The 25,448-nt window shown below is 70.3% G+C and carries 26 protein-coding genes; 5 read left to right on the plus strand and 21 right to left on the minus strand.

Features of this window, described 5'->3' with window-relative positions:
- Position 1: 1 nt before the first annotated feature.
- The 5 genes from secD to ruvC form a co-directional block, all read right to left on the minus strand.
- A complete protein-coding gene (gene secD / locus AB0H43_RS15105) occupies positions 2-1,888 on the minus strand; it encodes a protein translocase subunit SecD (protein WP_359999925.1) in 1,887 nt (628 codons plus the stop codon).
- 82 nt (positions 1,889-1,970) lie between these two features.
- Positions 1,971-2,333, minus strand: coding sequence for a preprotein translocase subunit YajC (gene yajC / locus AB0H43_RS15110; RefSeq protein ID WP_359999926.1), 363 nt, complete (start codon positions 2,331-2,333; stop codon positions 1,971-1,973).
- Between the two features lie 135 nt (positions 2,334-2,468).
- Positions 2,469-3,584, minus strand: a complete 1,116-nt coding sequence (gene ruvB / locus AB0H43_RS15115) for a Holliday junction branch migration DNA helicase RuvB (RefSeq protein ID WP_359999927.1) — start codon at positions 3,582-3,584, stop codon at positions 2,469-2,471.
- Positions 3,581-4,186 carry a Holliday junction branch migration protein RuvA gene (gene ruvA, locus AB0H43_RS15120; protein ID WP_359999928.1) on the minus strand — a complete coding sequence of 202 codons (606 nt, stop codon included), beginning with the start codon at positions 4,184-4,186 and terminating at the stop codon, positions 3,581-3,583. The genes ruvB and ruvA overlap by 4 nt, the downstream gene beginning before the upstream one ends.
- On the minus strand, positions 4,183-4,704 hold the full coding sequence (gene ruvC / locus AB0H43_RS15125) for a crossover junction endodeoxyribonuclease RuvC (RefSeq protein WP_359999929.1): 522 nt from the start codon (positions 4,702-4,704) through the stop codon (positions 4,183-4,185). The genes ruvA and ruvC overlap by 4 nt, the downstream gene beginning before the upstream one ends.
- 362 nt (positions 4,705-5,066) lie before the next feature.
- Between ruvC and AB0H43_RS15130 the strand changes: the two genes are divergently transcribed.
- Both AB0H43_RS15130 and AB0H43_RS15135 read left to right on the plus strand, forming a co-directional pair.
- Positions 5,067-5,834, plus strand: a complete 768-nt coding sequence (locus AB0H43_RS15130; protein WP_359999930.1) for a 3-hydroxybutyrate dehydrogenase — start codon at positions 5,067-5,069, stop codon at positions 5,832-5,834.
- An 11-nt stretch (positions 5,835-5,845) separates the two neighbouring features.
- Positions 5,846-7,750, plus strand: a complete 1,905-nt coding sequence (locus tag AB0H43_RS15135; RefSeq protein WP_359999931.1) for a helix-turn-helix domain-containing protein — start codon at positions 5,846-5,848, stop codon at positions 7,748-7,750.
- Between the two features lie 133 nt (positions 7,751-7,883).
- On the opposite strand, the gene AB0H43_RS15140 is transcribed toward AB0H43_RS15135, so the two are convergent.
- The 3 genes from AB0H43_RS15140 to AB0H43_RS15150 form a co-directional block, all read right to left on the minus strand.
- Entirely contained in the window at positions 7,884-8,993 is a 1,110-nt protein-coding gene (locus AB0H43_RS15140; protein WP_359999932.1) for a glycosyltransferase family 4 protein, read from the minus strand.
- 65 nt (positions 8,994-9,058) lie between these two features.
- Positions 9,059-9,745, minus strand: coding sequence for a TetR/AcrR family transcriptional regulator (locus tag AB0H43_RS15145; protein ID WP_359999933.1), 687 nt, complete (start codon positions 9,743-9,745; stop codon positions 9,059-9,061).
- 12 nt (positions 9,746-9,757) lie between these two features.
- Positions 9,758-11,371, minus strand: coding sequence for an MFS transporter (locus tag AB0H43_RS15150; protein ID WP_359999934.1), 1,614 nt, complete (start codon positions 11,369-11,371; stop codon positions 9,758-9,760).
- Between the two features lie 155 nt (positions 11,372-11,526).
- Here AB0H43_RS15150 and AB0H43_RS15155 point away from each other — a divergent pair, with 155 nt between their 5' ends.
- Positions 11,527-12,036 (plus strand): hypothetical protein, encoded by a 510-nt coding sequence (locus tag AB0H43_RS15155; RefSeq protein ID WP_359999935.1) that lies wholly within the window; start codon positions 11,527-11,529, stop codon positions 12,034-12,036.
- Here the strand turns inward: AB0H43_RS15155 and AB0H43_RS15160 are convergent.
- The 6 genes from AB0H43_RS15160 to AB0H43_RS15185 form a co-directional block, all read right to left on the minus strand.
- Positions 12,033-12,959, minus strand: a complete 927-nt coding sequence (locus AB0H43_RS15160; RefSeq protein ID WP_360000352.1) for a branched-chain amino acid ABC transporter permease — start codon at positions 12,957-12,959, stop codon at positions 12,033-12,035. The two genes, AB0H43_RS15155 and AB0H43_RS15160, sit on opposite strands and share 4 nt — an antisense overlap.
- Positions 12,960-13,024: 65 nt before the next feature.
- Positions 13,025-13,909, minus strand: coding sequence for a branched-chain amino acid ABC transporter permease (locus tag AB0H43_RS15165; RefSeq protein WP_359999936.1), 885 nt, complete (start codon positions 13,907-13,909; stop codon positions 13,025-13,027).
- Positions 13,910-13,985: 76 nt separating this feature from the next.
- A complete protein-coding gene (locus AB0H43_RS15170) occupies positions 13,986-15,230 on the minus strand; it encodes an ABC transporter substrate-binding protein (protein ID WP_359999937.1) in 1,245 nt (414 codons plus the stop codon).
- A gap of 24 nt (positions 15,231-15,254) precedes the next feature.
- The gene (locus AB0H43_RS15175) at positions 15,255-15,947 is read right to left on the minus strand and encodes an ABC transporter ATP-binding protein (RefSeq protein ID WP_359999938.1); all 693 of its coding nucleotides are present in this window, start codon (positions 15,945-15,947) and stop codon (positions 15,255-15,257) included.
- The gene (locus AB0H43_RS15180) at positions 15,934-16,686 is read right to left on the minus strand and encodes an ABC transporter ATP-binding protein (protein ID WP_359999939.1); all 753 of its coding nucleotides are present in this window, start codon (positions 16,684-16,686) and stop codon (positions 15,934-15,936) included. The genes AB0H43_RS15175 and AB0H43_RS15180 overlap by 14 nt, the downstream gene beginning before the upstream one ends.
- A 300-nt stretch (positions 16,687-16,986) precedes the next feature.
- Complete coding sequence (locus AB0H43_RS15185) at positions 16,987-18,195, minus strand: MFS transporter (RefSeq protein ID WP_359999940.1); 1,209 nt, start codon at positions 18,193-18,195, stop codon at positions 16,987-16,989.
- Between the two features lie 58 nt (positions 18,196-18,253).
- On the opposite strand from AB0H43_RS15185, the gene AB0H43_RS15190 reads away from it, so the two are divergent.
- Together AB0H43_RS15190 and AB0H43_RS15195 are read left to right on the plus strand one after the other, a co-directional pair.
- Positions 18,254-18,913 carry a FadR/GntR family transcriptional regulator gene (locus tag AB0H43_RS15190; RefSeq protein WP_359999941.1) on the plus strand — a complete coding sequence of 220 codons (660 nt, stop codon included), beginning with the start codon at positions 18,254-18,256 and terminating at the stop codon, positions 18,911-18,913.
- A gap of 41 nt (positions 18,914-18,954) precedes the next feature.
- Entirely contained in the window at positions 18,955-19,446 is a 492-nt protein-coding gene (locus AB0H43_RS15195) for a hypothetical protein (RefSeq protein ID WP_359999942.1), read from the plus strand.
- A gap of 155 nt (positions 19,447-19,601) precedes the next feature.
- Here AB0H43_RS15195 and AB0H43_RS15200 read toward each other — a convergent pair whose 3' ends face one another.
- The 7 genes from AB0H43_RS15200 to pgsA all read right to left on the minus strand — a co-directional run bounded on the left by AB0H43_RS15200 (position 19,602) and on the right by pgsA (position 25,355).
- Entirely contained in the window at positions 19,602-20,354 is a 753-nt protein-coding gene (locus AB0H43_RS15200) for a YebC/PmpR family DNA-binding transcriptional regulator (protein WP_359999943.1), read from the minus strand.
- A gap of 21 nt (positions 20,355-20,375) precedes the next feature.
- Positions 20,376-20,993, minus strand: a complete 618-nt coding sequence (pdxT, locus tag AB0H43_RS15205; protein WP_359999944.1) for a pyridoxal 5'-phosphate synthase glutaminase subunit PdxT — start codon at positions 20,991-20,993, stop codon at positions 20,376-20,378.
- Positions 20,994-21,007: 14 nt separating this feature from the next.
- Positions 21,008-21,913 (minus strand): pyridoxal 5'-phosphate synthase lyase subunit PdxS, encoded by a 906-nt coding sequence (gene pdxS / locus AB0H43_RS15210; protein ID WP_253752164.1) that lies wholly within the window; start codon positions 21,911-21,913, stop codon positions 21,008-21,010.
- 244 nt (positions 21,914-22,157) lie between these two features.
- Positions 22,158-22,631: a hypothetical protein gene (locus AB0H43_RS15215; RefSeq protein ID WP_359999945.1), complete on the minus strand. Its 474-nt coding sequence runs from the start codon at positions 22,629-22,631 to the stop codon at positions 22,158-22,160.
- A 35-nt stretch (positions 22,632-22,666) separates the two neighbouring features.
- Positions 22,667-23,812 (minus strand): glycosyltransferase family 4 protein, encoded by a 1,146-nt coding sequence (locus AB0H43_RS15220; protein WP_359999946.1) that lies wholly within the window; start codon positions 23,810-23,812, stop codon positions 22,667-22,669.
- 29 nt (positions 23,813-23,841) lie between these two features.
- Entirely contained in the window at positions 23,842-24,714 is an 873-nt protein-coding gene (locus AB0H43_RS15225; RefSeq protein ID WP_359999947.1) for a phosphatidylinositol mannoside acyltransferase, read from the minus strand.
- Entirely contained in the window at positions 24,711-25,355 is a 645-nt protein-coding gene (gene pgsA, locus AB0H43_RS15230; protein WP_359999948.1) for a phosphatidylinositol phosphate synthase, read from the minus strand. Before pgsA ends, AB0H43_RS15225 begins: the two co-directional genes overlap by 4 nt.
- Between the last annotated feature and the right edge of the window lie 93 nt (positions 25,356-25,448).

The following is a 25,448-nucleotide window of genomic DNA, read 5'->3' on the forward strand; positions in this document are numbered from 1 at the left end:
GTCAGGCCTCCTTGGCCCGGTAGCGACGCGGCTGGTCGGCCTCGTCTTCGTTGGCCTGTTGCAGGACCCGGCCGAGACCGCTGACACGCGGCGACATGAACGCCTTCGTCCGGGCGAACATCTCCATCATCGGGTGCCGGAAGAGGAACACCACCACCAGGTCGAGCACGGTCGACAGACCCAGCGCGAACGCGAAGCCCTTCACCGCCCCGGCCGAGAAGAGGTACAGGACCACCGCGGCCATGACCGTCACCGTGTTGGCGGTGATGATCGTCCGCCGGGCGCGGACCCAGGCCCGCTGCACGGCGCTGCGCGGCGCTCTGCCTTCCCGGATCTCGTCTTTCAATCGTTCGAAGTAGATGACGAACGAGTCGGCCGCGACACCTAGGGAGACCACGAAACCGGCCATGCCCGCGAGGGTCAGCGTGAAGCCCATCGTCCGGCCGAGCCAGACCAGCGCACCGAAGGTGAGCAGACCGGACAGGACCAGCGAGAGGAAGATGACCGAGCCGAGCAGGCGGTAGTAGAAGAACGCGTAGATGATGACCAGCAGCATGCCGAGACCGGCTGCCAGCAGACCGGCCTTCAGCTGAGCCGCACCGAGCGTCGCGGTGACGTGCTGGGCCTCCTCCGCCTGGAAGGTGACCGGCAGCGCGCCGTAGTTCAGCTTGTTCGCCAGGTCGGCGGCGGTGTCGGAGGTGAAGCTGCCGCTGATCGTCGAGTCGCTCGTGAGCACCTCGCGGATCTCCGGGGCGGAGATCACGGTGTTGTCGAGGACCACGGCGACGAGGCAGTTGCCCTCGTTGCCCTTGACCTCGCAGGTGGTGCCGGTCTTGTTGACCGCCTCCTTGGTGAGGTTGGTCCACTTGTCCTGGCCGTCGCCCTTGAACTTGAGGCTGACGACCCACTCGGCCTGCTGCGCGTTCGGCGGCACAGCCTGCGCGCTGCCGATGTCGGTGCCGGCGACCTTGGCGACGTCCAGCAGGTGCTTGCTGGACCCTTCGCACGCGACCACCTGCGCGTTGGCGTCGCTGATCGAGCCGACCGGGCGCTTGCCGAGCTTGTCGCAGCCGATCTGCGGGACGTTGAACTGGATCTTCGCCGGGAGCACCGCGACCTCGTTCGCCGTCAGATCGGCGAACTTCGAGAACTGGAGCGCCGCGGTCGGATCGGTGGACACGTCGACGGGCGCGGTCAACGCTTCGGCCGCCTTGTAGGTGGTGTCGCCGATCTTCTTCTTGACCTCGTCCAGCGTCGCGGTCTGCTCCTGGGTCAGCGCCTTGGCGCTGGGCGTCGGGCTGGCCGCCGCGGAAGGAGACGTGGAGGCCGACGCGCTCGGCGTGGCACTCGCGGCCGCACCGCCGCCCTGGCCACCGGTGGAGGCGCTGGTCGACGGCTTCGGCGAAGCGGAGGTCGAGCTGGACGGCTTCGGCGAGGCCGAAGTGGAGGCCGACGGGCTCGGGCTGGCCGTGGCCGCCGCGAGGGCGCCGCTGGTGTCGTCCACCGAGTTGAGGACCTTGCGGAAGAACATCTGCGCGGGCTGGCCGACGTCCTCGAGGTCGGCGGTGTTGCTGCCCGGGATGGAGACCACGATGTTGCGGTCGCTCTCGGTGACGACCTCGGCCTCGGCGACACCCGTACCGTTCACCCGGTCCTCGATGATCTGCCGGGCCTGCTCCATCTCCTTGGCGGACGGCGTCTTGCCCTGGGCGACCAGGGTCATCCGCATGCCGCCGACCAGGTCCAGCCCGAGCCGCGGGTGCAGGCGATCGGTGAAGCTGCCACTGGCGCCGGAGGTGAAGAAGACAAGCAGATAGAGGACGACGAAGAGACCGGCGAGAACGGCTAGCTGCCGTCCTGGCTTCATCTGTCCTTGAGGTGGTGCCACGGCCTCGGGTCTCCTTGCATGGGGAACGGGTGGGGAGGGTGGACCCGGCGCCGGATCAGCGACGCCGGGGTGGGGCTAAGGACTAGCGGCCCTGCTCGATGACCTGCGGCGTCTCGTCGGCGGCCTCCGGCGCGGCGGTCTCCTCGGCGGTCGGGGCCTTGATCACCCGGCCGATGGCGGCCCGCTCGTAGGTCGCGTTGACGCCCGGCGCGATCTCCAGCAGCACGGTGTTGTTCTCGTCGTCGATGCCCGCGACGGTGGCGTGGAGACCCACGACGGTCACCACCTCGTCGCCGACGGCGACGTTGCGCTGCAGCTCCATGGCCTCCTTGCGCCGCTTGCTCTGCGGGCGGATGATCATGAAGTACATCAGGGCGGCCATGAGGCCGAAGAAAAGCAGCGTCGGCAGCGCACTGCCGCCCGAATTGCCTGCCGCGTAGAACACGGTTTCTGACCTTCCGTTTCAGCCCACCCCGAGTTCCGGGGCAGGCGAAGAATGTCCGTTCGGACCGCGCGAAGTCTAGTCGCTGGACCGCCGATCGCCACACCCCCCGTGGCGATCACATTACGATCACGGCACTTATTCGGCTTCGTCCGCAGTGCTGAACAGATCCGGCGCCCCGGCGGCGCCGCCGGAAAACATACCATTCCCGGCCGTTTGTCCCGGGAGTTGCGTGCCCGTCTGCCCCGGAAACACGTGGTTCGGCGGCGTGCGGCCGAGGTGCTGCCAGGCGGCCGGGGTCGCCACCCGGCCCCGGGGCGTACGCGCGAGCAGGCCGGCCCGGACGAGAAAGGGCTCACAGACCTCGGCGACGGTCTCCGGCTGCTCCCCCACCGCGACGGCCAGCGTCGACAGCCCGACCGGTCCCCCGCCGAACGTCTCGACCAGCGCCGCCAGCACCGCCTTGTCCAGCCGGTCCAGCCCGAGGTCGTCGACGTCGTAGACGCGCAGCGCGGCCTTGGCCGCGTCCAGCGTGACCACGCCGTCGGCCCGCAGCTCGGCATAGTCGCGTACGCGCCGCAGCAGCCGGTTGGCGATCCGGGGTGTCCCCCGCGACCGCCCCGCGATCTCCTCGACGCCCTCGCCGGTCACCGGTACGCCGAGGATCTGGGCCGATCGGTGCAGCAACGCCGTCAGCTCCGTGCCGGTGTAGAACTCGAGGTGCCCGACGAAGCCGAACCGGTCGCGCATCGGCCCGGTGAGCAGCCCGGCCCGGGTGGTCGCCCCGACCAGGGTGAACGGCTCCACGTCCAGCGGAATGGCGGTCGCGCCCGGTCCCTTGCCGACGATGACGTCGACCCGGAAGTCCTCCATCGCCGAGTAGAGCAGTTCCTCGGCCGGCTTCGCGATGCGGTGGATCTCGTCGATGAACAGCACGTCACCGGCGGCGAGGCTGGTCAGGATCGCGGCCAGGTCGCCGGAGCGCTCGATGGCCGGGCCGCTGGTCATCCGCAGTCCACCGCCCAGCTCGGCGGCGACGATCATGGCCAGCGTCGTCTTGCCGAGCCCCGGCGAGCCGGAGAACAGGATGTGATCCGGCGGCGAGCCCCGGCGCAGCGCACTGTGCAGCAGAACTTCCAGCTGCTCGCGTACGCGCTCCTGGGCGATGAACTCGCTGAGGCGCTTCGGCCGGACGGTCGCCTCGGCGTCACGCTCCTCCGGCGAGGCGACCGCGCTGACGACGGATTCGCTCACCGGGCCCTACCCAGCAGCTTGATCGCCTGCTTCAGCAGGACGGGCACCGGCGGCGTCGGCCCGTCGTCGAGGCCGGACGCGACGGTGCCGATCGCCTGATCCGCCTGACTCGCCGTCCAGCCCAGCCCGACCAGACCCTGGCGTACCTGCTCCTGCCAGGGCATCTGCCGGGGCACGCCCTTCACGGAGGCGGCCGCGTCGACCGGGCCGACCTTGTCGCGCAGTTCGAGGATGATCCGCTCGGCGCCCTTCTTGCCGATCCCGGGCACCTTGGTCAACACGCCGACCTCGCCGTGCGCGATCGCCACGCGTACTGAATAAGGGGAATGGACCGACAGCACGGCTTGGGCGACCCGCGGGCCGACCCCACCCACCGTCTGCAGGAGCTCGAAGATCTCCCGCTCCTCGTCGTCGACGAAGCCGTAGAGGGTGAGCGCGTCCTCGCGGACGATGAGCGTCGTGGACAGCCGCGCGTCATGGCCGACCCGCAGGGTGGCCAGCGTGTTGGGCGTGCAGTGCACGGCCAGGCCGACCCCGCCGACCTCGACCACAGTGGTGTCCGCGCCGACCCAGGCGACCCTGCCCGCCACGCTCGCGATCATCGACCCCTCCGATACTGCTGCAACGCCGCCGCCACCTTGTCCCGCGTCCCGCCACGCCACACGTGGCAGATCGCCAGGGCCAGCGCGTCGGCCGCGTCCGCCGGCCTGGGCGGAGCGTCGAGCCGCAGCAGGCGGGTGACCATCGCGGTGACCTGAGCCTTGTCGGCCGTGCCCGAACCGGTCACCGCCGCCTTGACCTCGCTGGGAGTGTAGAGCGCCACCGGCAGCCCGGCACGCGCCGCCGCGAGGATCGCGACCGCGCCCGCCTGCGCGGTGCCCATCACCGTGCGCACGTTGTGCTGGCTGAAGACGCGCTCCACGGCCACGCCGTCCGGCTGATGCAACGCGATCAGCTCGGTCAGCCGATCGTCCAAACGCAACAGCCGGTGGGCCAGCTCCTCGTCCGGGTCGCTCTGCACCACCTCGTACGCGATCGGCGTGCACGGACGCCCGGGGACTCCCTCGACCACGCCGACGCCGCAGCGGGTGAGCCCGGGGTCGACTCCCAGCACGCGCAACCGACTTCACCCCTCCCCGCACACGTGTACGACACCCTATCGTCCGGCCCCGACAGTGTTCGCACGGCACGCCGCATGATCAGCCGTCCCCGCCGCGCGTTCGCTCCGCTCGGCGGCGCGCGTTATCCGGGATAACGCGGCTATTCCTCGCCCGGAAGGCCGCACTATCCGGGATAACGCGAATGCCCGGCCCGCGAGAGCCCGCCCCCGCGAGAGCCCGCCCCCGCGAGAGCCCGGCCCGCGAAAGCCCGGCCCGCGAAAGCTCCCGCGCCCGCAAGCACGCGCCGCCGCACACGAACCAGGTGAGGAGTGTGTGGCGCGGACACATGTGTTGCCAGGTCGCACGCTCGTAATTTCTGCGCATGACGATCGGGGAAACCGTGGGCCTGGACCTGTCGGGCAAGACCGCGCTGGTCACCGGGGCGGGCAGTGGCATCGGGCGGGCGTGCGCCCGCCGGCTCGCCGCCGCCGGGGCCCATGTGCTCGTGGTCGATCGCGACCCCGAGGCGGCGGGCAAGGTCGCCGCCGAGACGAACGGCACCGCCATCGTGGTCGACCTCGCCGACCCCGCCGCGCCCGACGCGGTCCCGGCCGAACTGGACGTCGTGGTGAACAACGCCGGCCTGCAGCACGTCGCGCCGCTGGAGGAGTTCCCGCCCGACCGGTTCGCGTACATCGAACAGGTCATGCTCGTCGCGCCGTTCCTGCTGGTCCGGCGGGCCCTGCCGCACATGTACGCGCAGGGCTGGGGCCGGATCGTCAACATCTCCTCCGTTCACGGGTTGCGTGCGTCGCCGTTCAAAGCCGCGTATGTCGCCGCGAAACATGGTCTGGAGGGGCTGAGCAAGGTCGCCGCGCTCGAAGGAGCCCCGCACGGGGTCACCTCCAACTGCATCAACCCGGCCTACGTGCGTACGCCGCTGGTCGAGGGGCAGATCGCCGACCAGGCCCGGGCGCACGGGATCGCCGAAGCCGAGGTCGTCACCGAGATCATGCTCGCCAAGGCGGCGATCAAGCGGCTGATCGAACCGGACGAAGTCGCCGAACTGATGGCGTACCTGTGCACACCGGCCGCATCTTTCATCACCGGAACCAGCATCGCGATGGACGGCGGATGGACAGCACACTGAGAATGCTCCGCATGACACCGCTGTCCCACCTGCTGGAGCTGCTGGAACGGGAGGCGAGCCCGGTCGAGTTCGAGGGCCCGCTCCTCCAGGCGCGCGCCGACGGCGCGGCCCCCGAGGAACTCGCCGCGCTCGAGGAGGCCAAGACCGTCGCCTTGCGGGTCCGTGCGCTGCTGGAACGCCGCCGTCGCCGGGAGCTGGAGCTGTCCGGGCTCTACGACACCGCCAGCGACCTGGCCGGCCTGCGCGACCTCGACAGCGTCCTGTCCGCGATCGTCCACCGCTCGCGCAACCTGCTGGGCACCGACATCGCGTACCTCACCCTCAACGACCCCGAGCGCGGCGACACCTACATGCGGGTCACCGACGGCTCGATCTCCGCGCGGTTCCAGCGCCTCCGGCTGCCGCTCGGCGGGGGGTTGGGCGGCCTCGTCGCCCAGACTGGTACGCCTTACGCAACGGCCGACTACGCGAAGGACAGCCGGTTCCAGCACCTCGGCGAGGTGGACGCCGGGGTCGGCGAAGAGGGGCTCGTGGCGATCCTGGGCGTGCCGTTGCGGCTGGGCGCGCAGGTCATCGGCGTGTTGTACGCCGCGAACCGGTCCGCCCGCCCGTTCGCCCGGGAGGAGGTGGCCCTGCTCGTCTCGCTGGCCGCGCACGCCGCCGTCGCGATCGACACCGCCCGGCTGCTCACCGAGACGCAGGCGGCGTTGACCGAGTTGTCGGCGGCCAACGAGGTGATCCGGGCGCACAGCGGTTCGGTCGAACGCGCGGCGGCCGCGCACGACCGCATGACCTCGTTGGTCGTCCGCGGCGGCGGTGTCGAGGACGTGGCGGCGGCGGTCACCGACGCCCTCGGCGGTTCGCTGCTCGTCCTCGACGCGGACGGCCGCACTCTGGCGCTCGTCGGCGATCTGCGTACGCCGGACTCGTCCACGCTGGCCGAGGCGGTCACCGCCGCCCGCGCCGAAGGACACGCGGTCCGCCGGGACGCCCTCTGGTACGCCGCCGTCGTCGCCGGAACGGAGAACCTGGGCACCCTCGTCTGCCGTCCGCAGCAGCCGCTCGCCGACGCCGACCAGCAGATCCTCGAACGGGCCGCCCTCGTCACCGCCCTGGTGCAGCTGTTCCGGCGCAACCTGGCCGAGGCCGAGGGTCGCGTACGCGGAGAGCTGCTGGACGACCTCATCGCCCGGCCCGGGCGCGACGTCGACGCGTTGCGCGTACGCGCTCGCCGGATCGGCGTGGATCTCGATTCCCCGCACGTCATGGTGGCCATCGGAGACGAGTTCGGCTCGTCCGGCGCCCTGCGGCAACGGGCCGCGTCCTGGGGCGTCACGTACGCCGCCACCCGGTCCGGGCTCTCGGCGACCCGGGACGGGCGAGTCGTCCTGATGCTGCCCGGCGGCGACGCCGGAGCCACCGCCCGTGCGGTCGCCAAGGATCTGACCCGGGCGTTGGGGCGCCCGGTCACGGTCGGCTCGGCCGGCCCGGCTACCGGAGCAGCCGCACAGGCCCACGCGTACGCCGAAGCGGATCGCTGCGTGACCGCGTTGGTCGCCCTGGGCCGAACCGGCGAAGCGGCATCCACTTCGGAGCTCGGCTTCGTCGGCCTGCTGCTCGGCGCGGTGACCGACGGCGGCGACCGGGGTGTGGCCCGGTTCCTCCAGCACGCCATCGGCCCGGTCGTCGACTACGACAGCCGCCGGGGAACCGCGCTGGTCAAGACGCTGGAGTGCTACTTCGGCGCGGGCGGCAGCCTGGCTCGCGCCGCCGAGCAGCTGCACGTCCATGTCAACACCGTCACTCAACGGCTGGACCGGGTCGCCCAGCTGCTCGGGCCGGACTGGCAGCGCCCGGAACGCGCGCTCGAAGTGCAGTTGGCGCTGCGCCTGCACCGCCTGCGCACCGGAGCCTGACCGCCCGCACGTGGAAGCGCTGGATCAGGGTTCCGGGTCGAATCTCGCCGGGGAGCCTTGGGCGAGCCGCCAGGAGTGCAGTCAGCCAAGATTCGACCGAGAACCCTGATCCAGCGCCGAAGAAATGACCGGCTCAGGCAAGCATCAGCGGTGCGAGCCGCAGCCGCCGTCCACGCGTACGCCGAATGGCGTGCCGGTAGGCCGCGACGTATCCCGCGCCGAGATGGTCGACCGTGAAGCTGTCGGCGACGAGCCGGCGGCAGGCGGCCGGGTCCAGCGCAGCCGCGTCGTGCACCGCCTGCGGCAGGTCGGCCGGATCGTCCCGGACGAACCCGGTGACGCCGTCGACGACGACCTCGGCGACCGCGCCGCCACGCAGGGCGACGACCGGAGTTCCGCAGGCCATCGCCTCGATCATCACCATGCCGAACGGTTCCTCCCATTGGATCGGGAACAACAGGCACCGTGCCTCGGCGAGCAGTTTGCGCTTCTCGGTCGCGTCGGCCATGCCGAAGACCAGGTCGTCGGCGGTGAGCCGGGGTTTGACCTCCCGGTCGAAGTACCGCTGTTCCAGCGGTTCGTTGCACTTGCCGGCCAGCACGAGCGGCACTCCGGCCGCGTGCGCGGCGTCCAACGCCAGGTGCGCTCCCTTGTCCGGATGAAATCGGCCCAGGAACAGCGCGTACGCCCCCTTCTCCGGCTGGAACGGGAAGGTCTCCACGCGTACTGCATTGTGGACGGTGCCGACCCAGTTGAGCTCGGGGGCCAGGACGCGCTGGCGGTGCGAGATGGCGACCAGGTGCACCTCGGCGCCCAGCGTGCGGTAGAGCCCACGCAGATCGCCGGTGACCGGGCCGTGCGCGGTGATGACCGTCGGCAGGTCGAGCGTCTCGTAATAGGGCGCGTTCAGCGGCCCGGCGAGCGTGTGATCGTGGACCACGTCGAGCCCGATCGTCTCCGCGAGCCGGGTGACCGCCTGACGGGCCGCCGCGGCGTGCGCCACCTCGGGGAACGGGTCGCCGAGCCGGTCGGCCTGGATCTCGTCCCACACGGGGACGAAGTCGGCCTTGGTTCCGTTGCGTCCGGCGGCGATCAGGGTGACCTGGTGACCGGCGTCCACAAGGGCGTCGGCCAGGTCCGCGACGACGGCCTCGACTCCGCCGTACGCCGCGGGAGGGATGTCGAAATAGGGTGGTGCGACCAACGCGATCCGGAGCTGTTCTGTTGCTGGTGAGCCTTCCATAGAACTGTTCTCCCTATCGACCGGCGCGCGCAGCGCCCGTTTAGCACTCTATGTGCCAACGCCGGTCAATTCCGGGGAACGGCGATCCCTTGCAGGAGCGTGTCGACCACGCGCTCGGGCAGGGTCGCGTCGTCGATGGTGGGACTCCACTTGAGCATTCGTTGCAACATAACGGGTCCGGTGAGCATCAGCGCGACCATCTCGACGTCGGTGTCCGCGCGGAGCTCGCCGGCGGAAATCCCCCGTTCGAGGACTTCCCGCGTACGCACCCGGCGCGGTTCGACGATCTGCTGGTAGAGGCCCCAGAGTTCGGGATTGCGCAACACCTCGGGGACGATGCACGGGAACACCCGCGCCGCCCGGGGATCGGCGCTCACGCTCACCACGCTGAGCAGCTTGACGAGGTTGTCGCGGACCGACAGCCCTTCGTCGACCTGCTGCGGCGCCTTCAACGCCCGGATCGCCTCGAGGATCAGATCGTTCTTGCCCGACCAGCGCCGATAGATCGTGGCCTTGCCGACTCCGGCCCGGGCGGCGACCGCCTCAATGGACAGTTCGCCGACCGAGGTGCCCTCGGCCAGCAGGTCGAGGACGGCGTCGATGATGGCCTCGTGCGCGCGGGTGCTCCGCGGGCGGCCGACCGCCCGCGGAGCCTCCGTGCCGGCGTCGTCGAGCCGGGAAGCCGTGCCTTCCGAAGGCGCCTTGGCCCCCGGCGCGGCCTCCGGTAGATCGACGCTGCTCGTGTTCGTCATGGTAGGGAAACCTTACCCGACCTCGACCGCCTCAACCGCCCGCTCGGCGGTCATGGCCTTCTCGGCCGCCTCGGCGGCGGTGTTCGGCTTGGCCTTGCCCGGCAGCCAGCCGAGCACCACGATCAGGCCGACGACGCCGACGGCGACCGAGCCGAGAGCCGCCGCGTGCACCGCGTCGACGAAGGCCGAGTCGGCCGCCCTGACCAGGGCGTTGGCGGCTCCGGCGAAGGGCGTGCCGGCGAGCTGGTCGGCGACCGCGTGCGCACCGGCCACGGACTCGTTGATCGCGTCCTTGGCCTGCGCCGGGACCTCCTTCGGCAACCCGGCCACGGTGTCGTCGACGCCGTTGCGGTACACCGACGACAGCACGGAGCCGAGGATCGCCACGCCGAGCGCGCCGCCGACCTGCCGGACGGTGTTGTTCACCGCCGAGCCGACGCCGGCCTTCTCGCGGGGCACCGAGGCCATGATCGCGTCGGTGGCGGGCGGCATGATGTTGGCCATGCCCACGCCGAAGGCGAAGAACATGCCGATCACCAGCAGGATCGAGCTGGTCTCGTCGATGAGCAGGTAGCCCGCGGTCGCCAGGGTCACGATCGTGACGCCGACGGCGCTGACCGCCTTGGCGCCGAACCGCTTGACGAAGCTGGCCGACAGCGGCGCGAAGATCAGCTGGGCGGCCGCGAACGGCAGCATCAACAGACCAGTCTGCAGCGGCGAGTAGCCCCGGACCAGCTGCAGGAAGAAGGACATGAAGAAGAACACGCCCATGGCCGCGAAGAAGGAGAGCCCGACCAGGCTCGTCGCCGCGGCGAACCGCGCGTCCTTGAACAGCTTGACGTCCAGCGACGGGTGCTCGGTGCGGTTCTCCCACCAGACGAAGACCGCCAGCGCGACGACGCCGACCGCGATCCAGGCCCAGACGCTCGGCTCGCCGAAGCCGGCCTGACCGCCGTCGATGATGCCGTAGACCAGTGCGGCGAGGCCGAGGATCGACAGCGCCACTCCCGGCACGTCGATGCGGCCCGGCCTCGGGTTGCGCGAGTCCGGCACGATCGCCGCGACGAAGAGCAGGCCGACGGCGATGATCGGCAGGTTGATCATGAAGATCGAGCCCCACCAGAACCGCTCCAGCAGCGCGCCCGCCAGGATCGGGCCGAGCGCCACGCCGAGGCCGACGGCGCCGGCCCAGATGCCGATGGCGCGTGCCCGTTCCCGCGGGTCGAAGACGTTGGTGATGATCGGCAGCGTGGTCGCCATGATCGCGGCGCCGCCGAGGCCCATGACCGCCCGTGCGGCGATGAGCTGACCGGGGTTCTGGGCGTACGCCGAGACCAGGGAGGTCAGGGCGAACAGGATCAGGCCGGCGATGAGGACCTTCTTGCGGCCCATCCGGTCGGCGAGCACGCCGAAGGTGAAGAGCATCCCCGCGAAGACCAGGGTGTAGGAGTTGATCGCCCACTCCAGCTCACCCTGGGTGGCGCCGAGACCCTTGACCGGGTCGGCGAGGTTCTTGAGGGCCACGTTCAGCACGGTGTTGTCGAGCACGACGACGAGCAACGACACGACCAGCACCGCGAGGATGGCCCAGCGCCTCGGGTGCCCGGAATTTGCTTGAGTCTCCACGGGAGTTCCCCCCAGTGTCACGAATCTTTTACGAAACGGAACGGTTCCGTCTCGCATCCAGGGGAACACTACGCCCCGCAGTTCTGATACGGCACCGTATCGTTTCGATTGTGAGTCTCCTCACCCGCACAGCCTGACCTTGTACAGTGCGCCGGGTGGCCAAGACCCGCACTGCCCTCGGCATCCTCGTCTTCGGCGTGGGCGGCGGGATCCTCGGCGCGTACGCCGCCGACACAGCGCTGAACCGCACCGGGCTGCTCGCCGGGCACCCGGCGCTCGTCCTGCCCGCCAGCATCGCCGGGATCGGCGCCGGCGGCGTCGCGGGACTGACCCTGCTGCTCGGACTCCAAGCGCTGCCGAGAATCCTGCGACCGGCGCGACCCGGCGCGGCGCGGGTCATGGCCAAAGCACTGTTCGCGACCGGGCTCGGCGTCGTCGCGTACGAGCTGATCGTCGCGGGCCTGGTCTGGCTCGCGGGCCTGGCGTTGCCGACTGGCGTGACCGTCGGCCTGGCCGTGGTCTTGGCGATCGTGGGCCTGCCGTTCGCGGGGCCGGTGGCCTACCGCCTCCTGGCTCCCAAGCAGATCAGGGTTCCCGGCCGAATCTTGACGGAAGATTCGGCCGGGAACCCTGATCCAGCGCCTTCAGAACCACGCGCGGGCTAGAACCGGCGGCGCACGATCGCCGCCACGCTCCCCCACAGACCCCGGCGGAACAGCAGCACGGCCAGCACGAAGACGCCGCCGGTGATCAGCCCCGGGCTCGCGAAGTCGGCCTGCGACAACGAGTCCTCCAGCACGACGACGAAACTGGAGCCGAACAGCGCGCCCCAGAGCGTGGCGATGCCGCCGAGCACGACCATGATCACGGCCTTGCCGGAGGTGGTCCAGTGCAGCGTGTCGAGGCTGACGAACTGGTGAGCCAGCGCGAACAGCCCGCCGCCCAGCCCGGCGACGAACGCGGACAACACGAACGCGGCGAGCTTGTAGCGGTGGACGGGATAGCCGAGGGCCCGCGCGCGGGCGGGGTTGTCGCGGATGGCGACCAGCACTCGGCCGAACGGCGAGTGCACGATGCGCCAGGTCAGCCACAGTCCACCCAGGACGATCGGCAGCGCGGCGTAGTAGAAGTAGTAGTTGTCGCTCAGATCGACCGAGCCCAGGGTGCGGGGCACCGACTGCATCCCGTTCTCGCCGCCGGTCACACTGCGCCACTCGTTGGCGATGAAATAGATCATCTGCGCGAAGGCCAGGGTCACCATGGCGAAGTAGATGCCGACTCGTTTGACCGCGAGGTAGCCGACCGGCACGGCGATCAACGCGGCGGTCAGCGCCCCGCCCAGCACCGCCAGGGGGAACGGCAGTCCTAGATGGACGGCGAGCAGCCCCGTCGCGTACGCCGACGACCCCCAGTACGCCGCGTGCCCGAACGACAGCAGACCGGCGTACCCGAGCAGCAGGTCGACGGAGACCGCGAACAGCGCCCAGCACAACAAGTCGACGGCCAGCCCGGTGTAGATGCCGTTCGGCAGCCACACCGCGACGATCAGCCCGGCGGCGAGCAGGACCGGACCCGCAAAACGCCGCACTACCCCACCACCGGGCTTCGCGGGCGCGGGCTCGACGGTGCCGGTGTCGGACGGGGCGATGGTAGTCACGCGATCTCCTCGCGGCCGAACAGGCCGGCCGGGCGCCACAGGAGCACGACCGCCATGAGAACGAAGGGCAGGGTCTGGGCGATGAGCGCCCGCCACGACTCCGGGGCGTACGCCTCGGCCCAGACCTGGGCCACCCCGATGACGAACCCGACCGCCACCGAGCCGAAGATCGAGCCGAGGCCGCCGATCACGACGACCGCGAACACGACGATGATCAGATCCGCTCCCATCAGCGGATTGACCGCCCGCATCGGGGCGGCGAGCACCCCGGCGAGACCGGCCAGCGCCACACCGAAGCCGAAGACCGGAGTGATCCACCGGCCCACGTTGATGCCGAAGGCCCGGGTCAGCTCCGGCCGCTCGGTCGCGGCGCGGACGACCATGCCGACCCGCGTACGCGTCAGCAAAGCCCAGACGCCGACGCAGATCGCGACCGAGACCCCGAGCACGAACACCCGGTACGCCGGGAACTCGAACAAGCCGAGGTCCACGCTGCCGGACAGGGCGCTCGGCACGGCGTACGGCGACGACTGGACGCCGTACCGTGCCTTCACCAGGTCCTGCAGGATCAGCGTCAAGCCGAAGGTCAGCAGGAAGTTGTACAGCGGGTCGAGCCGGGTCAGCCGATGGATGAAGGCGCGTTCGAGCACCATCCCGACGACGGCCAGCCCGACCGGCACGGCGAGCAGGGCCGCCCAGAACGGCAGGCCCAGTTCGTCGGCCAGCACGTACGCCCCGAACGCGCCCAGCATGTAGATCGCGCCGTGGGCGAAGTTGACCACCCGCAGCAGGCCGAAGATGACGGCGAGCCCGAGCGCGAGCAGCGCCAGGAAGCTGCCGCTCACCAGACCGTTGAAGGTCTGCTCCAGAAAGTTGACCATGTCGGCTCTCTCGTTGCGGTCCGGCGGCCCGGCCCGGCTCTCACCGGGCCGGGCCGCCGAAGTGTCTGTTCCGGTATCAGGCGCCGGACATCTGGCAGTCGGGACTGGGGGCGCGGAAGGCCTCAGCCGCCGGGATCGTCTTGAGGATCTTCACGTAGTCCCAGTCCTCCTTGACCTCCTCCGGCTGCTTCACCTGCGCCAGGTACGCGTCGTGCAGTACCCGGTGGTCGGCCTTGCGGATCTCGCCGTTGCGCAGGAAGAAGTCGTCGACCTTCTTGCCTTCGAGCTGGGCGACGACCTTGTCCGCGTCGTCGGACCCCGCCGCCTGCACAGCCTCCAGGTACTGCGTGGCCGCCGAGTAGTTCGCGGCGTGCGCGAAGGTCGGCCGCGATCCCGTACGCGCCTTGAACTTGTCGGCCCATTCCCGGTTCTTGGCGTCGAAGTTCCAGTACCAGGCATCGGTGTAGGTCGTGCCGGCCAGCGCCGCCGGGGTCAGCGAGTGGATGTCGGTCAGGAACATCAGGCCGACGGACAGCCCCACTCCCTTGTCCCTCAGCTTGAACTCGTTGTACTGCTTGACGAGGTTCACCAGGTCCGCCCCGGCCTGCATGGTGCCGATGACGTCCGGCTTCGGGTTCAGCGTCGGCGCCTTGAGCAGATAGGTCGAGAAGTTGTCGCTCGGGAACGGCGCCGCGTCCTCGCCGACGACGTGGCCGCCGGCCTTCTCCACCGCCGCTTTGAAGCTGCGTTCCATGTCCTGGCCGAAGGCGTAGTTCGGGTACACGATGTACCAGTTCTTCGCGCCGTTCTCGGTGGCGTTCTTGCCGGTGCCGTTGGCCAGCATGTAGGTGTCGTACGCGTAGTGGAACGTGTACTTGTTGCAGGACTTGCCGGTGAGGTCGGTCGTCGCCGCGCCGATGTTGAAGTACAGCTTCTTCTTCGCCTTCGCGACGTCGGCGACCTTCAGCGCCGCCGACGACGTGGGCACGTCGAGGATCGCGTCGACCCCGTCCCGGTCGTAGAACTCGGCCGCCTTGGTGTTGGCCACGTCCGGCTTGTTCTGGTGGTCGGCGTCGACCACCTCGATGTCCTTAGTCACCGCCTTGTCGCCGTACTTGGCCTTGAAGTCCTCGATCGCCATCTTGACGGCCTCGACGGAGTTCTTGCCCGACAGCGCCGAGTAGCCCGCCGACTGGTCGTTGAGCACGCCGAGCACGATCTTGCCGCCGGTGAGTTTGCTGTCCCCGCCGGACTGCGGGCCACCGCCGCACGCGGTGACGAGCAACGCCACCGCGCCCAGCGTGGTCGCGAACTTCTTCATGCGTCTCTCCTCGTTGAGAATCAATCAGATGCCCAGGTACGCGAGCAGCTCGCGCTCGCGGTTACGCACCTCGGTGTTGTCGAGGGACTCCACGACCCGGCCCTCGGCCAGCAGGTAATGCCGGTCGGCGACGGTGGTGGCGAAATGCAGGTTCTGCTCGACGAGCAGCACGGTCGCGCCGTCGGCCTTCACGAGCCGCAGGATCTCGCCGACCCGCTGCACGAGCAGCGGCGACAGTCCTTCCGTCGGCTCGTCGCAGAGCAGCAGTTCGGCGCCCATCCGCAGAACCCGGGCCAGCGCGAGCATCTGCTGCTCGCCGCCGGACAACTTGGTCGCCGGCGAGTTCCGGCGCTCGTACAGGTTCGGGAACATCTCGTAGACGCGGTCCAGCGACCACGCGCGCGGCCCGACCCGGGGCGGCAACGTCAGGTTCTCGGTCACCGTCAGCGTGGCGTAGCTGCCGCGGTCGTCCTGGACCCAGCCGAGGCCGAGCCGAGCCCGGGTGTGCGGAGGCTTCCGGCTGATGTCCGCGCCGCGCAGGCTGACCGCGCCCCGCTGCTGCTGGTGCAGCCCCATCACGCTGCGCAGCAGCGTGGTCTTCCCGGCGCCGTTACGGCCGCACAAGGTCACCACCTCGCCCGCGGCCACCTCCAGCGCCACGTCGCGCAGCACCTGCGCCTCGCCGTACCAGGCGTTCAGGCCGTCAATCCGCAACATGCGCTTCTCCCAGGTACGCGCTGATGACGCGCTCGTCGTCGCGGACTTCGGCGTACGCGCCCTCGACGAGCACCTTCCCGGCCTGGAGCACGGTGACCTTGTCGGCCAGCGCCCCGACGACGCTCATGTTGTGCTCCACCATGACCACGGTCCGCCCGTCGCGTACGCGGCCGATCAGTTCGACGGTGCGGTCGACGTCCTCCACGCCCATCCCGGCGGTCGGCTCGTCGAGTAGCAGCACCTTCGGGTCCAGCGCCAGGGCCAGCGCCAGTTCGAGCGCCCGCTTCCGCCCGTACGCCAGACTGTCCGCCGTGGATTCGGCATGCTCGGCCAGCCCGACCTGCCCGAGCAGGTCCAGCGCCCGGTCGCGGTGGCGGTGCAGCAGCTTGTCCGATCGCCAGAACTTCCAGCCGAGGTCCCCCGCCAACGCCAGCTCGACGTGCTCCCGGCAGGTCAGCTGACCGAACAGGCTGGTGATCTGAAAACTGCGGGCCACCCCGAGCCGGGCGATCTTCTCCGGAGCGAGCCCGGTGATGTCGCGTCCGCCCACCTCGATCCGCCCGGCGGTGGGCGCGAGGAAACCGGTGAGCAGATTGAACAGCGTCGTCTTGCCCGCCCCGTTCGGCCCGACGAGCGCGTGCACGCTGCCGTCGGCGACGTCGAGATCGACCGCGTCCACCGCCCGGAAGCCGCGGAAATCGCGGGTCAGGGCGCGCGCGGTGAGCGCGCTGTGCGCCATGGGCAGCCGCCTCCTGTGTGCTCGCGTTCGCGGCAGTGGCGGCGAAGGTGTGACGCCGACCACTGATGTCGCGAAAACCTATGGCCCGGGAGCGAACCCGGGCCATGTCGGCGATCCACACATTCAGCGTTGTTTCAGGGGCGTATCCACACACGTCGTCCTTCGGGCGGTCCGTGGGTGCCCCCCCGACCGCCCGCGGGGCGTTGTATAGGGGAACTGGGTCGAATCTTGGGGCAAGATTCGACCGAGTTCCCTGATCCAGCGCCGAAGAACAGCGCCGAAGACGGAGCGAGGGGGGAGTCAGTCCTCGATGAAGCGGGGCTTGGCGGCGAAGACTCCGGCGACGCCCTGGACGAGCGCGGCCACGATGAGGAAGCCGATCGGCACGACCCAGCCCGAGGTCGCCGCGTAGAGCATGCCTACGACGAACGGGCCGAGCGCCGCGATCAGGTAGCCGGTGGACTGGGCGAACGCGGAGAGCGCCACGGTGCCCTCGGAGGTGCGGGCGCGCATCCCGATCATCGCCAGGGCCAGCGGGAACGCACCCTGGCCGATGGCGAGCAGGACGACCCAGGCGACCGCGCCACCGTGCGGGGCCAGCGCGAGTCCGACGTAGGAGGCGACCATCGCCACCGACATCCCGAGCACCAGGCTGCGCAGGTTTCGCATCCGTCCGGCGAGCGCCGGCATGAGCAACGCGATCGGCACACCGACTCCGGTCACCCCGGCGAGCAGAAGCCCAGCCGTCGTCGGGCTGTAGTCGGCGTCGCGGAAGATCTGGGCCAGCCAGCCCATGGTGGCGTACCCGGAGAGGGACTGCGTGCCGAAGTAGACCGCCATCGCCCAGCCGAGCGGCTTGCGACCCGGGTGGACGCGGGCCAGCGCCGCGCCCGATGAACGAGTGCCCGGCGGCGTACGCCGAAGGCCCGCACGCAGCCAGGGCAGCATCGCGACGACGGCGATCACGGCCCAGACGCCGAGCCCGGCCCGCCAGGACCCGAACGCCTCGGCGATCGGCACGGAGGCCGCCGCGGCCGCGGTCGTCCCCGCGGTGAGCGTCATCGTGTAGACGCCCGTGACCAGGCCGGCCCGGCCGGGGAAGTACGTCTTGACCATGACGGGCAGCAGCACGTTGGCGACGGCGATCCCGGCCAGCGCCAGGGCGCTGAGCGCGACGAAGATCGCGGCCGAGTGCGTCGTGGCCCGGAGCAGTTCGCCGAGGGCGAGCGCGGCCATCGCCCCCACCAGTACGCGAGCCGGCGTGAACCGCCGCGTCAGCCACGGGGTCAGCGCCCCGAACGCGGCGAAGCTGAGCGCCGGGAGCGTCGTGACGATGCCGGCGAGCGCGCCCGACAGGTGCAGCCCTACGCGTACCTCGTCGAGGAGGGCGCCGAGGCTCGTGATCGCGGCTCGCAGGTTCAACGCGACGAGGAGGATGCCGACCAGCGCCATCGCGGGCGCCAAGACGTGACGGGAGGGTGCGGGGGCGGTCACGGCTGGCGAACTCATAGATCCGATCGTAGAATCATGGGACGAATTGTGAAACCGGATGTAAGGACCGACACAGATGAGCCTGCGCTCGGCGTCGCGCCAGACCCTCGTCCCCCAGGTGGTCGAGCAGCTCCAGGAGCAGATCACCAGCGGCGAATGGCCGGTCGGCACCCGCATCCCGCCCGAACCGGACCTCGTCGCCGCGCTCGGCGTCGGCCGCAACACCGTCCGCGAGGCGGTGAACGCCCTGGTCCACGCGGGCATCCTCGAACGCCGGCAGGGGTCGGGCACCTACGTGCTCGCCACCGACGAACTCACCGGCGCGGCGAGCCGCCGGCTCACCGGCGCGAAGCTCGACGAGGCCGTCGAAGTCCGTCGCGCCTTCGAAGTCGAGGCGGCCCGGCTCGCCGCCCTACGGCGTACCCCTGAAGACCTGAGACTGCTCGAAGCGGCGCTGGACGCGCGCGAGCGGGCCTGGGCCGACGGAGACGCCGCGTCGTTCGTGGAGGTCGACGCCCGCTTGCACATGGCGGTGGTCGCGGCCGCGCACAACTCGATGCTGGCCGAGTTGTACGCGTCCTTCGGCGCAGCCCTTCGTGCGAGCCTGAGCGAGCGCATCGGCAGCGTGCTCACCCCGGAGAGCTACTGCGACCACAGTGGACTAATCGCGGCGATTCGCGCGGGCGACCCCGTCGCGGCCGCGACCGAAGCAGGGTCCTATTTGGAGATCGCCTAGCCGCGTTTGTCGTTCTTGTTGTTCGGGGTAACCCGAACGACATGGCAGTGCTCTCTCGATATCGGACCGCCACCGGCGCCGGCGTCCTCACCGCGCTCGTGCTGGTGCTGGTCTTCGGCAGCCCGTGGTACCGGAACTGGGCCGCCGACCACACGAACCCCGACACCGCCGGCGGCTGGTTCCTGCGGCTGCTCGGCTGGCCGGCCTGGCGCTTCGACAGCAACGACACCTTCGGCGACGTCCTCGCCGACGACCTGAAGGCGATCCTGCTGATCGTGCTGACCGGCGTCTTCCTGATGCTCACGACCGGCCAGCAGCTCGCCCGCGCCCGGGGCACCCTCAGCCAGTTCTTCGCGGGCTGGTCGGCGTACATCTTCGCGGCGGCGCTCGCCGCACTGCTGACGACCTTCATCCGGAGCAACCCGTCGCTGCTGACGGCGTTCCAGAGCGCCGGGAACGGGGCGCTCTACGGGCTGTTCACCGGATGGATCATCGGCATCACCACGCTGGGCCACTGGCGCGGCACGACCTGATCCCCCACTCATGGCTCTGGATCAGGGTTCCCGGTCGAATCTCGCCTCATGATTCGACCGGGAACCCTGATCCAGCGTTCTGCGTACCCGTGGGGAGCGATCCGGCGCTTTGCGTACCCGAGTGATCCAGCGTTCTGCGTACCCGTGGGGAACGCTCAGGCGTCGATAGCCGCCATGACGTCGTCCGACACGTCGAAGTTCGCGTACACGTTCTGGACGTCGTCGCAGTCGTCGAGCGCGTCGATCAGCTTGAAGACCTTCCGCGCCCCCTCCTCGTCCAGCGCCACCTGGACGCTGGGGACGAAGGTGGACTCGGCCGACTCGTAGTCGATCCCGGACTTCTGCAGCGCCTCGCGTACGCCGACCAGGTCGGTCGACTCCGAGATCACCTCGAACGACTCCCCGAGGTCGTTGACCTCCTCGGCGCCGGCGTCGAGCACCGCGCCCAGGACGTCGTCCTCGGTCAGGGTGTTCTTCGGGACCAGCACCTGGCCCTTCCGCGTGAACATGTACGCCACCGACCCGGCGTCGGCGAGGTTGCCGCCGTTGCGGGTCAGCGCCACGCGCACCTCGGTGGCGGCACGGTTGCGGTTGTCGGTGAGGCACTCGATGAGCAGCGCGACGCCGTTCGGCCCGTAGCCCTCGTACATGATCGTCTGCCAGTCGGCGCCGCCGGCCTCCAGGCCGGAGCCCCGCTTGACGGCGCGGTCGATGTTGTCGTTCGGGACGGAACTCTTCTTCGCCTTCTGGATCGCGTCATAGAGCGTCGGGTTTCCGCCGGGGTCACCACCACCAGTACGCGCCGCGACCTCGATGTTCTTGATGAGGCGGGCGAAGAGCTTGCCACGCTTGGCGTCGATGGCAGCCTTCTTGTGCTTGGTAGTCGCCCACTTTGAGTGGCCGGACATAACCCCTCCGTCGTGTTGCGGTCAGACCGCGGACCGCACCATGTCCACGAAGTAGCGGTGCAGGCGCAGGTCCCCGGTGAGCTCCGGGTGGAATGAGGTCGCGAGCAGGTTGCCCTGCCGGACCGCGACAATCCTAGCGTCCGGGCCGTCGCCCACCTGCCCCAGCACCGCGACGTCGCCGATCACCTTCTCCACCCAGGGCGCGCGGATGAACACCGCGGTGACCGGACCGCCCTCGACTCCGGCGATCTCGACCGGCGTCTCGAACGAGTCGACCTGGCGGCCGAAGGCGTTACGGCGTACCTGGAGTGCCAGGCCGCCGAAGGAACGCTGATCCGGCCGGCCGTCGAGGACCTCGTCGGCGAGCATGATCATCCCGGCACACGTCCCGTACGCGGGCAGCCCCGCTCGCAGCCGCTCGCGGATCGGCTCGAAGACCTCGAACTCCTGGGCCAGGTTGCTCATCGTGGTGGACTCGCCGCCGGGGATGACCAACGCGTCGATCTCGGCGACCTCGCCCGGTCGGCGGACCGGCCGGGCGATGACGTCGCACTCCGCCAGCGCCGCCAGGTGCTCGCGGAAATCGCCCTGGAGGGCGAGGACCCCGACGACCGGCTGCGCTTCAGGCGATACACGCACGCGTGTATCGGCACTCACCAGCCACGCTCCGCCAGGCGGTGCGGCTGCGGGATCTCGTCGACGTTGATGCCGACCATGGCCTCGCCGAGGCCCCGGGACACCTTCGCCAGGACGTCCGGGTCGTCGTGGAACGTGGTGGCCTTGACGATGGCGGCGGCGCGCTGCGCCGGGTTGCCCGACTTGAAGATGCCGGAGCCGACGAAGACGCCCTCGGCGCCCAGCTGCATCATCATCGCGGCGTCGGCCGGGGTGGCGATGCCGCCCGCGGTGAACAGCACGACCGGCAGCTTGCCCGTCTCCGCGATCTCCTTGACCAGCTCGTACGGCGCCTGCAGCTCCTTGGCCGCGACGTACAGCTCGTCCTCGGGCAGGCTCGTGAGCCGCTTGATCTCGCCGCGGATCTTCCGCATGTGCGTGGTCGCGTTCGAGACGTCGCCGGTGCCGGCTTCGCCCTTCGAGCGGATCATCGCCGCGCCCTCGGTGATCCGGCGCAGCGCCTCACCCAGGTTGGTCGCACCGCAGACGAACGGCACGGTGAAAGCCCACTTGTCGATGTGGTTGGCGTAGTCGGCCGGGGTGAGCACCTCGGACTCGTCCACGTAGTCGACGCCGAGCGCCTGCAGCACCTGGGCCTCGACGAAGTGGCCGATACGGGCCTTGGCCATCACCGGGATCGAGACGGCGCTGATGATCCCGTCGATCATGTCGGGGTCCGACATGCGGGACACGCCACCCTGGGCGCGGATGTCGGCGGGGACGCGCTCGAGCGCCATGACGGCGACGGCGCCGGCGTCCTCGGCGATCTTGGCCTGCTCGGGGGTGACCACGTCCATGATCACGCCGCCCTTGAGCTGTTCGGCCATGCCGCGCTTGACGCGTGCGGTTCCGGTGACCGCGGCCGTGCTGACGGATTCGGACATGGCGGTATCAACTCCTGTCGGATACAAGGGGGGTCTACCAGCGATGTTACGCGTCCGCGAACGGGCCGCCCTACGGCCAATCACATCCGGGTGGCCGCCCGTGTGGCGCCAGTCACAAACCGGCCCGCTGCCCGCCTTCCCCACGGCATGTCGATCATGGCCGCAGGGGAATGATCAGGCTCCTGAGGGCACGACGCGCCGGTCGATCACGACCACTAGTTCATGATCGCGCAAAAGCCGGGGGTTAGACGTCGATGTCGAAGTATGACGGGCGCTGGTGGCGCCGGGCCAGCGCCAGCATCCGCACCATGCGGTGCTCCCGCAGGGTGAGGGCGTCACGGACCGAGTCGGTGTGGACCTGCCGGGCCAGCGCCAGCCGCCGACCGGCCGCGTCGACCGCCTCCACCAGCGCCGGGTCGGCCTTGGCCGCGGTCACGTCCAGTTCCCGCAGCCGCCGGGTGAGGTCGTTCTCGGCCGCTTCCCGCTCACCGTTGGGTGCGTCGAGGGCGGCTCGGGCGGCGAGGTAAAGGTCGTCCTGCGGTGTCTCGGCCTGCTCGGCGAGCACCGCCGCAGCGGCCGCGCGGCGTACCAGCTGGGCGTCGAGCGCTCGCCGGGCCGAGCCGGCCCGCAGGTGGAGCCGGTCGAGCCGGGCGGCGAGCCAGGTGACGTACGTGCCCACAAGGACGACGACCGCCACGACTCCCACCACCCACGCCACGTCGAGCATGGTAGTGGTCGCTCACCCGCGCGGGCTCACCCGGCGGTCAACGACTCGTCCGCGCCGGGCACGACCTTGCCCGGGCTCGCGTCGATCGCCGTCTGGTACACCTCCAGCACGCGCCGCGCGACCACCGGCCAGTCGAACTCCCTCACCACTGCGGTGGCCTTGGCCGCGAGCTCGGTGCGGCGTCCGGGGTCGTCCAAAAGCTCCGAGATGGTACGCGCAAGGGCGTCCACGTCGCCGTTGGCGAACAACGCACCGGCCCGGCCCCCGTCGAGCACCCGGCGGAAGGCGTCGAGGTCGCTGGCGACCACGGGAGCCCCGGCCGCCATCGCCTCCGTGAGAATCATCCCGAAGGACTCGCCGCCGGTGTTGGGCGCGACGTAGAGGTCGACGCTGCGCAGCATCGTGGCCTTGTCCGGCTCGGACACCTTGCCGAGGAAGGTGAGGCGTTCGCGGACGATCGAGGGCAGCTCGATCTCGTCGAGGTCGCTCGGGCCCGCCAGCAGCAGCCGCAGCCCCGGCCGGGCGGGGGCGATCCGGGCGAACGCCTCGGCCAGCAGCCCGAAGCCCTTGCGGGGCTCGGTGAACCGGCCGAGGAAGCCGATCGCGCCACCCTCGCCCGGCCAGCCGGGCAACGGTTCGGCGGTGGCGAACTTGGCGACCGCCACCCCGTTCGGGATCTCCACACCACCGCCGCCGAGGTGCTCGACCTGCACCCGGCGGGCGAGATCGCTGACCACGATGCGGCCGGTGATCCGTTCCAGCACCACCTGCAGGGCGACCTGGGCGGCGGCCATCATCTTCGACCGCGTCATGGCGGTGTGGAAGGTCGCCACGACCGGACCGTCCGCGGCGAGCACGGCCAGCATCGACAGACTCGGCGTGATCGGCTCGTGGACGTGGAGCACGTCGAACTTCCCGTTGCCCAGCCATTTGCGTACGCGGGCCAGCGAGATCGGCCCGAACGCCAGCCGCGCCACCGACCCGTTGTAGGGCACGGCGACGGCACGCCCCGCGGCCACCACGTACGCCGGCAGGTCGGCGTCCTCGTCGGCCGGGGCGAGCACGCTCACCTCGTGCCCGAGCCCGAGCAGCGTCTCGGCCAGGTCCCGAATGTGAAACTGCACCCCACCGGGCACGTCCAGCGAGTACGGGCAGACGATCCCGATCCGCACTGCCCCTCCCCTCTTCCCGCAGCCCGCGGTTATTCGGCCAGCCAGAGCTTCTGCAGCATGTGCCAGTCGGCGGGGTGCTGGGCGATGCCCTTGGCCAATTCGTCGGCGACCGTCTGAGTCAGCGCTCGCACCCGCTCGGTCAAGGTACCCTCCGGCGGGGGTTCGAGGGGACCGACGAGCCGTCCCACCGGACGCTCGGGCTCGTACCAGAGGCTCGCCACGAACAGCGGCGCCCCCGTACGCAGCGCCAGCAGCGCCGGACCGGCCGGCATCCGCGCCTTGCCTCCGAAGAAGCGCACGTCGACGCCCCGCCGCGACAGATCCCGGTCGGCCAGCAGCGGCACGATGTGGTTGTCCTTGAGCGCCTCGACCAGCAGATCGGTCGTGGGCGCCGAGCCACCCGCCGTCGGGATGATCCGCATCCCCAGACTCTCCCGGTACGCGAGGAAGCGCTGGTAGACGGCCTCCGGCTTCAGCCGCTCGGCGACCGTCGTCAGGGGCATGCCCATCGCCGTCACCCAGGCTCCCGCCGCGTCCCAGTTCCCCGCGTGCGGCAGCGCCACGATCGCTCCGGTCCCCCGCTCGCGGGCCTCCCGCAGCATCTCCCAGTGCTCGAGGGCGAATCCGTCCCGCAGCTGCTGCCGAGACAGCGACGGCAGCCGGAACGACTCCATCCAGTAGCGGGCATAGGAGCGTACGGCGTCGCGGAGCAGCTCGGGCGGCACCGGACCGCCGAGGACCTGCCCGAGGTTGCCCTCCAGCCGGCGTACCCCTGGGCCTTGACGACGCACGGCACGATCCGCACCGGCCCGGAAGGCCGCCGCCGCGACCGGCTTGGGCAGGGCCCGTACGACCCGCCAGCCGGCCGCGAACCCGACCTCGACGAGCTTGTCGCGGTTCACGCGGCGTCCTGCGACCCGGCGGCCGGCTGCGCGGCGGCCTGGAGCCGGTCCGACCGGGCGGCCTGGACCATCCGCTGGCCGATCGTGAAGATCGAGCCGGCGGCGAGCAGCCAGAGCGCGGCGGGCAGGCCCCAGCCGACGCCGGCCGCGGTGAGCAGCGCGCCGACGCCGATGCTGATGAGCCGCTCGGCCCGCTCGACGAGGCCGACGTTGGCGTCCAGGCCGAGCCCCTCCGCCCGCGCCTTGACGTACGAGACCACCTGCCCGGCAACCAGGCAGATGAGCACGGCGACCAGGGTCGGGGTCTCGTCGCGGTAGAAGTACGCCAGCGAGGCGAAGACCATCCCGTCCGCGATCCGGTCCATGGTGGAGTCGAGGAGCGCGCCGAACTTGCCGGTCTTGTGCTGGGCTCGGGCCAACGCGCCGTCGATGACGTCGGTGAGCGCGCTGAGCGTGACGATCACGACCGCCGCGACCAGGTGACCCCGGGTCGCGAAGCCGAGGGCGCCCACGCCGACGCCGAGCGTGCCGATGACCGTGACGACGTTGGCCGTCACGCCGACGCGCAGCAGGGCGCGAATGAGTGGATCGAAGAGTCGCACGGTGGCGCTCTTGACGGTGACGCTGAGGATCTTCGCCATAGCGGTCTAAAGATAATCGGAGGGTCTGCCGGATCTGTGTGTCGGGGTTGTTAAGTCGTGGCTCCGGGTGTGGGATCTAGGTATGTGATGTGA

The sequence above is a fragment of the Hamadaea sp. NPDC050747 genome (assembly GCF_040654195.1).
Classification (GTDB): domain Bacteria; phylum Actinomycetota; class Actinomycetes; order Mycobacteriales; family Micromonosporaceae; genus Hamadaea.

Bases quoted from the DNA above. Each gene is read 5' to 3' on its own strand.
- pgsA (WP_359999948.1), bottom strand. From the start codon at position 25,355: ATGGCGAAGATCCTCAGCGTCACCGTCAAGAGCGCCACCGTGCGACTC.
- AB0H43_RS15135 (WP_359999931.1), top strand. From the start codon at position 5,846: ATGACACCGCTGTCCCACCTGCTGGAGCTGCTGGAACGGGAGGCGAGC.
- AB0H43_RS15200 (WP_359999943.1), bottom strand. From the start codon at position 20,354: ATGTCCGGCCACTCAAAGTGGGCGACTACCAAGCACAAGAAGGCTGCC.
- AB0H43_RS15190 (WP_359999941.1), top strand. From the start codon at position 18,254: ATGAGCCTGCGCTCGGCGTCGCGCCAGACCCTCGTCCCCCAGGTGGTC.
- AB0H43_RS15130 (WP_359999930.1), top strand. From the start codon at position 5,067: ATGACGATCGGGGAAACCGTGGGCCTGGACCTGTCGGGCAAGACCGCG.
- AB0H43_RS15165 (WP_359999936.1), bottom strand. From the start codon at position 13,909: ATGGTCAACTTTCTGGAGCAGACCTTCAACGGTCTGGTGAGCGGCAGC.
- AB0H43_RS15180 (WP_359999939.1), bottom strand. From the start codon at position 16,686: ATGGCGCACAGCGCGCTCACCGCGCGCGCCCTGACCCGCGATTTCCGC.
- pdxS (WP_253752164.1), bottom strand. From the start codon at position 21,913: ATGTCCGAATCCGTCAGCACGGCCGCGGTCACCGGAACCGCACGCGTC.
- AB0H43_RS15170 (WP_359999937.1), bottom strand. From the start codon at position 15,230: ATGAAGAAGTTCGCGACCACGCTGGGCGCGGTGGCGTTGCTCGTCACC.
- AB0H43_RS15140 (WP_359999932.1), bottom strand. From the start codon at position 8,993: ATGGAAGGCTCACCAGCAACAGAACAGCTCCGGATCGCGTTGGTCGCA.
- AB0H43_RS15185 (WP_359999940.1), bottom strand. From the start codon at position 18,195: ATGAGTTCGCCAGCCGTGACCGCCCCCGCACCCTCCCGTCACGTCTTG.
- AB0H43_RS15195 (WP_359999942.1), top strand. From the start codon at position 18,955: ATGGCAGTGCTCTCTCGATATCGGACCGCCACCGGCGCCGGCGTCCTC.
- AB0H43_RS15145 (WP_359999933.1), bottom strand. From the start codon at position 9,745: ATGACGAACACGAGCAGCGTCGATCTACCGGAGGCCGCGCCGGGGGCC.
- AB0H43_RS15175 (WP_359999938.1), bottom strand. From the start codon at position 15,947: ATGTTGCGGATTGACGGCCTGAACGCCTGGTACGGCGAGGCGCAGGTG.
- ruvA (WP_359999928.1), bottom strand. From the start codon at position 4,186: ATGATCGCGAGCGTGGCGGGCAGGGTCGCCTGGGTCGGCGCGGACACC.